At 47.6% G+C, this 11,351-nt stretch carries 6 protein-coding genes; all 6 read left to right on the forward strand.

The annotated features are described in order from the left end of the window. The first annotated feature begins 180 nt into the window (after positions 1–180). A complete protein-coding gene (locus L1D50_RS16955; RefSeq protein WP_128725764.1) occupies positions 181–408 on the forward strand; it encodes a hypothetical protein in 228 nt (75 codons plus the stop codon). Between the two features lie 96 nt (positions 409–504). Continuing rightward, positions 505–1,743, forward strand: coding sequence for a hypothetical protein (locus L1D50_RS16960; RefSeq protein WP_128725763.1), 1,239 nt, complete (start codon positions 505–507; stop codon positions 1,741–1,743). A 10-nt stretch (positions 1,744–1,753) separates the two neighbouring features. Beyond that, positions 1,754–2,701: a formyltransferase family protein gene (locus tag L1D50_RS16965; protein WP_138523183.1), complete on the forward strand. Its 948-nt coding sequence runs from the start codon at positions 1,754–1,756 to the stop codon at positions 2,699–2,701. A 186-nt stretch (positions 2,702–2,887) separates the two neighbouring features. Next, complete coding sequence (locus L1D50_RS16970; protein WP_128725761.1) at positions 2,888–3,367, forward strand: hypothetical protein; 480 nt, start codon at positions 2,888–2,890, stop codon at positions 3,365–3,367. A 167-nt stretch (positions 3,368–3,534) separates the two neighbouring features. After that, entirely contained in the window at positions 3,535–4,149 is a 615-nt protein-coding gene (locus L1D50_RS16975) for a tail fiber protein (protein WP_128725760.1), read from the forward strand. A 131-nt stretch (positions 4,150–4,280) separates the two neighbouring features. After that, positions 4,281–11,351 (forward strand): Ig-like domain-containing protein (locus L1D50_RS16980; protein ID WP_239966459.1); only part of this gene is annotated, 7,071 nt, incomplete at its 3' end.

The following is an 11,351-nucleotide window of genomic DNA, read 5'->3' on the forward strand; positions in this document are numbered from 1 at the left end:
ATTCTCCATATTTCTGGCATAATCCTGCAGAATAAAATAATAAAAAGGCTAACTTCTTGAAACGTAGAACTTTCCTATCTGTCGGAACAGCGATCACTGCAACTTCTTTTATGCCATTTAGCTGTTTTTCGTCTGAGCAGCCGCTTGATTTGGCAGTCCAAAGTACGCAAGTCACCAACAATGAGTATGGTGAGTCCGACAGGAGAAAAAGTTGCTGCAAGCGGCAATCGCGTTAAGGTCTTCGAGAATAGCGGTGTCTTTGCATACTCGTATGGTGGTAGTCGTGTGATAAAAAGAAAACTTAATAATGTCGATGGTCATCAAGAGATATTACTAATAGATAGGAAGCTTGGAGATAGGTGTTGGGTGTTGGATAAAAAAGTCAATAAATTGATAGCGCTGAACTAAAACTGAACTAAACTCATTCATTAGAAGGTGAGTTAGTGATTTATACCACCTTTTTAAATGAGAACTAACACTAAGGACTTAGGAGCTTATCATTTTATGGAAAAGCAGCTGTTTTCTGATGTGACCAAGCTAGATTTCGCCGATCCACAAATCGATGATTTATTAAAGTACTCAATAAGAACGCAACTTGAGTCAATGTTGAAGACTCAGCTCACAGCGAGTGAGCGACAAGCCGTGTTACAGAAAAGTTTTATTGACGCAATTAGGTTGGTGTTGATAGACACCAAAGTGGAACATCAGCAGTTGATGGCTGCCTTCGAAACTATGTATGACTGTGCAGTTCAGTCCATGGCACAAGCAAAGTTAAGTCAAGAGCTGCTGACCAAACAGTATGTTTCGCCCACAGGCCTAATCATGTCGCCCCATAACTGTAAGCATACAATTAAAGATATTTATCGCATTAAAGGGTACGCGCGAGGGATTGATCAAGCTATTCGTGGAATGCTGAAAAACAAGGCACAGATCACAGTGCTCTATCCTGCTTGTGGGCCTTTCGCACCTTTATTATTACCGCTACTCAGTTACTACAAAGAACACGGCGTTTTTTCCAGTGACCAAATAAAAGTCAGCCTGATCGATGCGCACCCAGGAGCAGTGTTGTCTCTACAACAATTAGTCGAGGATCTTGCTCTAGAAGATTATGTAGAGCACATAGAACAGGTTGATGCTACCGAGTTTATTCCTGAATCTTCAGTTGACTTACTGGTGCTTGAAGCTATGCAGCATGGCTTTACAAAAGAAGGCCAGCTAAGCATTGCGAAGCACCTGGTTAAGTACCTTTCAATTGATGGCTGGATGGTGCCAAAGCGCATTTCCATTAGGGGCATGATGGTTATCGGGGAAACAGAGTTCAATCAGCAGTGGAAAGAGGTGGATTATAGCCACTCAGAATATGTAAATGAGGCTGCATTAAATGACCGTATTGAGCTTGGAGAGTTACTTCGAATCGACAAATCATCCCTCCTAAAAATGCAGGAGGTGGAGTTAGCTAATGGTATTAAAGTAGTGGCAGGTAATTTGATCACCATTCCAAAAGGCGTCGCGGATATGGGTGAAAGAGTATTAGCGATTTATGCAAATGTAGAGACCTTTGCAGCAGAAGGTGTGGGGCAATACGATTCTGGGATCACACACCCTCGGCCTGATATGACATTTTACGTCGATGCTAAACCTAAAGAAGTAGAGCACACACACTTTGTTGCATGTGGCGGTGATAAGGTGCAGTTTTACTACCAACTTAGTGGTTTGCCAGGTTTTGTACCTGTGAAAGTATAGGAATTCATTGATGAAATCTAAATATGCTCTATTCAGCGGTAGCTGCCTATGTTTATTAGCTGTTCAATATCTACTACAGAGAGAAGCGCTGGCCTGCGTTGTTTTAGTCGAGGCGGAGGCAAATCCTGATCTTGAGCAGTTAAAGCAGTTTTTAAATCATCATCAAATACCTATGCTGCAATATCGAGAAGATTCTGATAAACACTTGATTTCAGAATTGGACAGGCTCGGAGCTAATCGTGGCTTGGTTTATCTATTTCGGCACAGAATTCGGTCAGAAGTTATCCGCTATTTTAACAATGACATCGTCAATATCCATCCAAGTGCTTTGCCTGAATTCCGAGGTCCCATGCCACTTTTTTGGCAGCTTAAAGAAGGAGCTGAAACCGTCCGGCTAACTTTGCATAAGGTCATTGAGGAGTTAGATTGCGGAGCAATAGGTGCGTATATCGACTTACCTATTCACCCATTTGATACTTCACAGTGTTTACATCAAAAAGTTGCGCAAATGGTTCCTGCTCTGTTGGATAAGCTTATTCAACAAGAAGCAACGGGTACACTCAATTGGCATGAGCAGCCTCAAGCCGAAGCGTTAAACAAAATACATTACGCTAGGCACGTTAAAATTGAAGATCTGGTTATCGACTTTCAGCGAGATACCTGTACACAAATCGTTAACCTTACTCGAGCCGCAAACACTGAACTGGGAGGGGCGCGATTCAAATTTCGAAATGGCCTAATACAGCTTATGCAGGCAACCAAGATTGATTGTGATTTGATGGGTGTACGACCTGGAACGGTCATTGAACTTGACCGAACTAATGGTTTATTGGTCAAAGTTGTAGATGGGGCGGTGCGGTTAGACATTGTTTTAACAGAGCAGGGCATATTTGATGGATATCGTTTTGCGATGTTATTTGGATTAGAAGCTGGAATGGAGATGTCTAATTTTAGTTAGCAGAAAGTAAACTTGGATTGGAAAGAAAAATTATCTAACTGATTTAAATCAATGGTAATGCAGTAGTTTTAAACTAAATTTAAACGGTAGCTTAGTTGAGAAGGATTGATTGGTAACTGTGCCTATTCACTTTGTATCCTGCATTTCTAACTATGCTCTGAATGTAAACTCAGAAGCGAGGTAGACATGAACATTAAGATTAACCTAACAAATTGCTATGGCTACGACCTTACGTTGTATTCCTACAGCGGTGGTGCAGCGCCCAAGGGAGAGGGACAAAAGATTTGCAAGCTCGAAGGAAAAGGTGAGATGGAAGTTGCACTTGGAGAAAGTGGAATTTTAGATATACCTGGGATGGGAAGCTTGTTGGTTCAATACCTAGGAAAGCAAAAGTTAGAGGATTGTCATGAACGTTTTTGTGACAGTCCGAGTGAGTTTGATCAATATGACCAAATGGCATTGCTACGCTACAAAACCAATGAGCTCTACTGGCGTTTTCCTGCGCCTACAAACGACGCTCCGGCCGAACTGAATATTAGCATTAATGATATTGGTACAATTTGCCTCGACAAAGTACTAAGCGGGGAGGCACGTAGAGTGCAGCTACCTGAACTTTTTATTCCTCCCGTTTTCACTGCACATTTGCCAGCGGGGGATCCGGACTAACTAAGTGCAGTGATAGAGAAACAATTAAGTATGAGTTTTTAGGCTAAGTAGTATTTGAAGTAGTAAGTGCGAACTATTCGCAACAAATCGATAAACCAATGAGTGGGTTTAGTGGTACTGAGCGTTTATCGTTAAAGGGCATGTTTACAAATTAAAGAGGAATTCATATGTCTCCTGATCCGTATATTGGCTCAATGGGTACCTTCGGCGGTGCTTTTACAATTAGAAACTTTGCAATGTGTTTAGGCCAGACGATGGCTATTTCACAAAATCAGGCGTTGTTTGCTTTGATAGGAACTATTTATGGTGGTGATGCGCGCACTACGTACGCGTTACCAGATCTGCGCGGTCGCAGCCCGGTAGGACAAGGTGTGCGCCCAGGTGGTATGGATTACCGTCAAGGTGAAAGGCAAGGTACAGAACTGGTAGGTATTGAGATCATTCATATGCCTGCACATTCTCATACTGCTATTTTCACGCCGCTTGGAGGTACAAATCCAGTAAGTGGCACGCTACAGGTCGCAACCAATACGGCAAATGCCAAAACCCCAGATACTAGCTCTTATATTGCAGCAAACAATAGTGATGCTTTCTTCAAACCAGGTTTTGAGTCAGCGAATCTGACGACTATTGAGGGGCTAACGGTATCTGGTGGTGGCTCTGCGGGCGGAACTGTCACTGTCACTAACACAGGTGGCTCTGCACCTTTGAATATATTAAACCCGGTATTACCGGTTAACTGGCTGATTGCAACGGACGGGGTGTTTCCTCCTCGTAACTAATCGGTACTGGATATGGGCTGACCATGCACAGGGTTGGCCCGCTTTAGCAATGGATTGTCATCAAATTGCGTTGAAGTAAATATTAAAACGATAAAATGTCACTGGACCAGGTAAATTAACGGAGTAGTTATATGAAATTAAGTAAAGTTGCCACCGCCGTAACGTCGGCTGGTATATCAGCAGCGTTGTTTTCCGGCAATATCTGGGCAGGCCAAAAGATATTGGATTATTCCTCCGGCACAGGTACGCCAACGGATGTGAGAGATGGCGCCAGTGGCGTACCGGATATTTCTCTCGATACAGCCGGCGACGTTACTTTTATCCTGGATGGTGGCGAAAGTGGAGACAGTTATACAGCAGAGAGCTTTGCTGTGGCCTTTAGCTCGTTTTATGCTGCAAATTTTATTGGTAATTCCGGAGCCAGCGCGACTGACAAGGCCTATAAACTCCTGGAGAATGCAGGCACACATTTTAGTTTTGATGGCATTACCTTTGTCCGCGCAACTGCCACTGATGCAGAGCACAGGGTTCGATTTACCGGCTTTAAAGACGGTGGTCAAACGGTCACGGTTGACTTAACGCCACCGGTTGGGCCCGGAGTGGGTACGACCTTTAGCTTTACGCGTAGTAGTGATTTTAATAACGCGCTCTGGCAAGACATTGACACCTTAATCATTTCATTCCCGGATACAGATCCCGCCAGTGCTTACGACTCACGCTTCGCAATCCGAAACATCACACTGGACGATGCTCCAGCGTCTGATTCAACGCCACCTGTTTTTGTCAGCGCAAGCTCAACCCCCACTGACGATGCAACCAATGTCTCTGTCAGTAATGATATAGTCATCGCCTTCGATGAAGACATTACACTGGGTAGCGGCAATATCACCATCCGTAATGTCACAGATAATAGTGTTTTTGAAGAGTTTGATGTTGCCAATGAAAGTGATGGCACAACAACATCACCAGGCGCAGGTCGTGTCAGTATTACCAATGATAAAGTCTATTTAAACCCACCCGGTAACCTGGTAGGTAATCGAACTTATGCAATACAAATTGACTCGGGGGCGGTAACAGATACATCCAGCAACCCGTTCACTGGGATCAGTGACGACACGACGTTTAACTTCACGACTGTAAATACAGCTCCAGTCGTAGACCTAAATAGTGGCACCGGTGGCAATGATAATACAGCCAGTTTTTCAGAGGGCAGTGGCGCGGTTAATATTGCTAGTAGCGCGTCAGTAACAGACGCCGATGGTGATACAATAAGCTCGATTGAGATTACGTTAACAAACCCAAAGGGAGATACTGGGGAAGGACTATATGTTTCCGCTTCTGCCGTAGATACGTTAAAAGGTACATCAGGCTCTTCAGCTTTTGAGGGGGTGAGTACGATTGACATTTCTAGCCTTTCAGCTTCTGCTGCACAAGTGCAAACCTTCTTGCAGGCCGTCACATACAACAATACGTCCAGCACACCAAATGAAACTGCGCGCACGGTGACCGTGCAGATCAACGATGGCACTATCGACAGTGACAGTCGCACAGCCTCCATCAGTGTGACAGATGTTACGGCTGCCAGCTCAAGCGCCGCTGGTTTTGACACAACTAATGGCACAAACCTGTCGCCCGCCATTACCTTTGCAGGCGGTGACGAAACCCTGACAATCGCTAATGCCAGCCACACGACAGGCTCTACAGCAAGTGGTGGGACGGGCACCGATGTGCTCTCGGTACCTACTAGCACTAACCTAGCCAGCTTAACGTCGTTGAGTGGCTTTGAGACGCTTACACCAGATAGCGGTGCATCCATTACGCTGACCGAATCTCAGCATGAATCGTTTACCACCATTAATGGCGCGGGGACTAACCAATTTACGCTCAGCAGTGCCGATGGTGATGGTACGATTAGCGGTGATGCGGATATCGAAACCTATGTATTGGGCGCAGGTTTTACCTTTACGCTGGGTGGTGCTTCACAAAATGTAACGGGCAGTAGCTCGGCTGATACCGTTGTAACGGGGACTGTAACTGCTACAGGTACTTTAGCTGGTAGCGGCGGCACTGATGTGCTGCAACTGAGTAATGGTGCCAGTATTGCCGGTGCCACAGTGAGTGGCTTTGAGACCCTGACACTGGATGCGAATGCTGCGGTCACCATGACAGAGGCACAACACGATGCATTCAGTACCGTTAACGGCAGCGCAACTGAAAGCATTACTATCTCTGCAGCAACCGACGGTTTAACAGCTGCAAGCGCCATTGAAACTTATGTTTTAGGTGCAGCGAACAGCATCACACTGAGTGCTGCGGGCCAGAATGTAACAGGTAGCAGTGGTAACGATACTGTAAACATAGGAGCATTAACCGCAACGGGCACGCTTAACGCTGCGGGCGGCACCGATACACTATCAATGAGCTCTGGGGCTAGCATTGCTGGTGCAACAGTATCAAATTTTGAGAACCTGACATTGGCCAGTGGTGCCACCGTGTCGATGACGGCTTCTCAGCCTGCTCTATTTGGTGGCACTATCACAGCTGCAGGCACTGAAACGATTAATATCTCTGGTGACGGTGACTTTACAACGCTTGCTAATGTTGAGAGTTTTTCAGTTGGAGATTCATCGACCAACAGCAGAACGATAACAGTTGGGGCCGCTGGCACATCGGTAACGGCTTCGTCATCTACGGATGCGGTCACATTCAATGTGGGGACGCTAAGTTACACAGGCACACTTACCGGGGATGCTACGACAGCAGATACTTTATCTATGTCTTCAGGGGCGAACATCTCTGGCGGTACGCTCGCCAATATTGTTAATCTGACTTTGGCCAGTGGTGCATCCGTTACCATGACTCCGGAACAAAATGCCACATTCACAGGCACGGTCACAGCAGCAGGCTCCGAGACCATTACAATCAGCGGAGATGGTGACTTTACTACACTTACGGGTATAGAGACATACTCAGTAAACGACGATAGCACCAACACCCGGACTATCACAGTCACCAATGCATCTGCCACGATAGACGCAACCGTATCTAACGACGCTATCACGTTTGATATCGCTGGCAGTGCATTTAATGGTTCGTTAGTCGGTGACCCAACTACCGGTGATACAGTGAGTGCATCAGATGGCGCTGATGTCAGTAGTGGGGGGTTTACCAACATTGGCACTCTATCACTGTCCAGTGGCGCAACGGTGGCGATTGACGCGGCGAATGTAGCAAATAACTTCACTACGGCGATTACCGGTGCTGCGGGTTCTGAAACGCTCAAACTGATGGACGGGGGCACGTTTAACTTTACCAATACCAGCGTATCCGAAATCGAAAACCTGGCAATTGGTACCAATAACATCTTTACCATTACGCTGACAGATAACTTTGACTCCAACGGTAATTCGGTCACTATCTCTAATGCCGCGGGCTTTGCGCTTGCTGGTGGAATTACGCTGAATGCCAGCGCACTGAGTGGCGATACCATTAACATGACTGCCACTGACTTTGATGGTAATGACACCATCACCGGTGGTAGCGGGAGCGACACCATTCGCCCTGGGGGTGGTACAGATTCGATGACAGGTAACGCAGGCAATGATAATTTTGTTGGCGACGCATCGGATCTCAATGGCGACACCATTACCGATTTGAGTGTGGGTGACATTATTACTATCAATAGTGTCACTGGCCTGACAACCAGCAACGTGCGTTTCAATGGTACTAGCACACTTCAGGTTGATACCAATGCGACTGACTTTAGCTCCATTGAAGTGGCAATTAGCTTGTCAAATGCGCCAGCCAATTCACTAGATTTTACTGTAGCAGATAATGGCGCCAACACTGATATCACCTTTATTACGCCGAATGATGTGCCTGTATTTAGTAACCTCAATGGTGGCGGTACATTCATAGAAAATGGCTCGTCTGTGGTGATTGACTCAGATGTTTTGATTGCCGATACTGAACTGGACGCGCTCGACAGCGGCGCAGGTAACTATAATAACGCGACGTTGACCATTGCCCGCAACGGTGGTGCCAATGCTCAGGATGTGTTTGGTAACAATGGTCTACTGGGCACTCTGACCGAGAGCAGCACTTTTACTTTTAATTCGACGACGGTCGGTACAGTTACCACCAATTCATCCGGCACGTTAGTGTTGACATTCAATACCAATGCAACATCTGCATTCGTTGATTCGGTGTTGCAAAATATCACTTATCAGAATAGTTCAGATGCTCCTCCGTCTTCGGTGACGCTCGATTATACTTTTAATGATGGTATTGCAAATAGTACAGGTACTAATCAGGCCGTGGTCAATATCACCGGCCAAAACGATGCTCCGACAGACATAAGCCTTGACACATCATCAATCAATCAGTCTGCAACTGGTGCAGGTGCTAACATAGGGACTTTGAGTACCACAGATCTTGATACCAGTGATAGCCACACCTATTCTATCGTCAGCAGTGGGGCGAGCGCTAATGGCACCTGTAGTGCAGATACTGATAACGGCAGTTTCCAGATCAATGGTTCTAATTTAGAAGCGCAAGCTGCGATCAATGCCGGCAGTTATATTGTTTGTATACAAACCAGTGATTCTACTACGACATTCCAAGAAGCATTTACGGTCACGGTGAACGATGATGTGGCACCCGACGCGCCATCCACTCCAGATCTTGACGCCGGTTCAGATACCGGTTCTTCAAATTCCGATAACAATACCAATGATACCACTCCAACCTTCAGTGGCACTGCGGAAAGTGGCTCAACAGTAAGGCTTTATAGCGATCAAGAAGGCGGTGGTACAACGGTCATTGGCACAGGTACAGCGACGGGTGGTAACTGGCAAATTACCACCAGTGCACTGACCGCTGGTGTAACCCATGCCATCACAGCAAAAGCAACGGATGCAAATAGCAATGAAAGTAGCGCATCCAGCAGCTTAAGTGTCACGATAGACACAACCGCGCCTTCAGCGCCAGGCACACCTGATCTGGATGCAAGCAGCGATACTGGTACATCTAATACGGACAATATCACCAACGATACTACGGCAACATTTACCGGTTCTGGCCCTAATGGCGGTGCTATTACGTTAATTTCAAGCATTGATGGAACTGTGGGTACCGGCATAGCAACTTTAGGTACTTGGACTATCACAACGTCTGCTTTGACAGCAGGCACACATACGATGACAGCTCGTTCGACCGACACAGCAGGTAATACTGCTGACGGCTCAGGTCTATCTGTCACAGTAGATACGAGTGTGAGTGCGGTCAGTATTACTACGCCTATTGAAGTCGATGGACTAGTCAATGCGGCTGAAGATAATGATGTCTTAATTGCAGGCTCCAGCGCGGAGGCGGGCAACAGTGTGACGGTGACCATCACGGACAATAACAGCTCGGTGAGTCGTACCGTGACTGCCGATAACTCCGGTAACTGGACGCTAAGCGGGAGTGAGCTGGATGTCAGTGGCTTGAATAATGGCACGCTCACAGTCTCGGCGACGCAAACTGATACTGCTGGTAATACCTCTAGCGCAGCCACCCAAACGATTACCCTAGACAATGCGGCGCCATCTGCGGTGACCATCACCACGCCAATTGAAACCGATGGACTCGTGAATGCCGCCGAAGATAATGATGTCTTAATTGTAGGCTCCGGCGCAGAGGCGGGCAACAGTGTGACGGTGACCATCACGGACAACAACAGCTCGGTGAGCCGTACCGTGACTGCCGATAATTCCGGTAATTGGACGCTAAGTGGTAGTGAGCTGGATGTCAGCGGTTTAAATAATGGCACACTTACAGTATCAGCGACGCAAGCGGATAGCGCAGGTAACACCTCTACCGCTGCGACGCAAACGATTACGCTAGACAATGCGGCGCCATCTGCGGTGACCATCACTACGCCAATTGAAACCGATGGACTCGTGAATGCGGCCGAAGATAATGATGTCTTAATTGCAGGCTCTGGCGCAGAGGCGGGCAACAGTGTGACGGTGACCATCACGGACAACAACAGCTCGGTGAGCCGTACCGTGACCGCCGATAACTCCGGTAACTGGACGCTAAGTGGGAGTGAGCTGGATGTCAGCGGTCTGAATAATGGCACGCTGACTGTCTCGGCAACTCAGGCAGATAGCGCAGGTAACACCTCCACCGCTGCGACGCAAACGATTACGCTAGACAATGCGGCGCCATCTGCGGTGACCATCACCACGCCAATTGAAACCGATGGACTCGTGAATGCGGCCGAAGATAATGATGTCTTAATTGCAGGCTCTGGCGCGGAGGCGGGCAACAGTGTGACGGTGACTATCACGGATAACAACAGCTCGGTGAGTCGTACCGTGACTGCCGATAACTCCGGTAACTGGACGCTAAGCGGGAGTGAGCTGGATGTCAGCGGTTTAAATAATGGTACGCTCACAGTCTCGGCAACTCAGGCGGATAGCGCAGGTAACACCTCTACCGCTGCGACGCAAACGATTACGCTAGACAATGCGGCGCCATCTGCGGTGACCATCACCACGCCAATTGAAACCGATGGACTCGTGAATGCGGCCGAAGATAATGATGTCTTAATTGCAGGCTCTGGCGCGGAGGCGGGCAACAGTGTGACGGTGACCATCACGGACAACAACAGCTCGGTGAGCCGTACCGTGACTGCCGATAACTCCGGTAACTGGACGCTAAGCGGGAGTGAGCTGGATGTCAGCGGTTTAAATAATGGTACGCTCACAGTCTCGGCAACTCAGGCGGATAGCGCAGGTAACACCTCTACCGCTGCGACGCAAACGATTACGCTAGACAATGCGGCGCCATCTGCGGTGACCATCACCACGCCAATTGAAACCGATGGACTCGTGAATGCGGCTGAAGATAATGATGTCTTAATTGCAGGCTCCGGCGCGGAGGCGGGCAACAGTGTGACGGTGACYATCACGGATAACAAYAGCTCGGTGAGCCGTACCGTGACCGCCGATAACTCCGGTAACTGGACGCTAAGCGGGAGTGAGCTGGATGTCAGTGGTTTAAATAATGGCACGCTGACTGTCTCGGCAACTCAGGCAGATAGCGCAGGTAACACTTCCACCGCTGCGACGCAAACGATTACGCTAGACAATGCGGCGCCTTCTGCGATAACCATCACCACGCCAATTGAAACCGATGGACTCGTGAATGCGGCT

The sequence above is a fragment of the Pseudoalteromonas sp. Isolate6 genome (assembly GCF_022398435.1).
Taxonomy (GTDB): Bacteria; Pseudomonadota; Gammaproteobacteria; order Enterobacterales; family Alteromonadaceae; genus Pseudoalteromonas; species Pseudoalteromonas galatheae.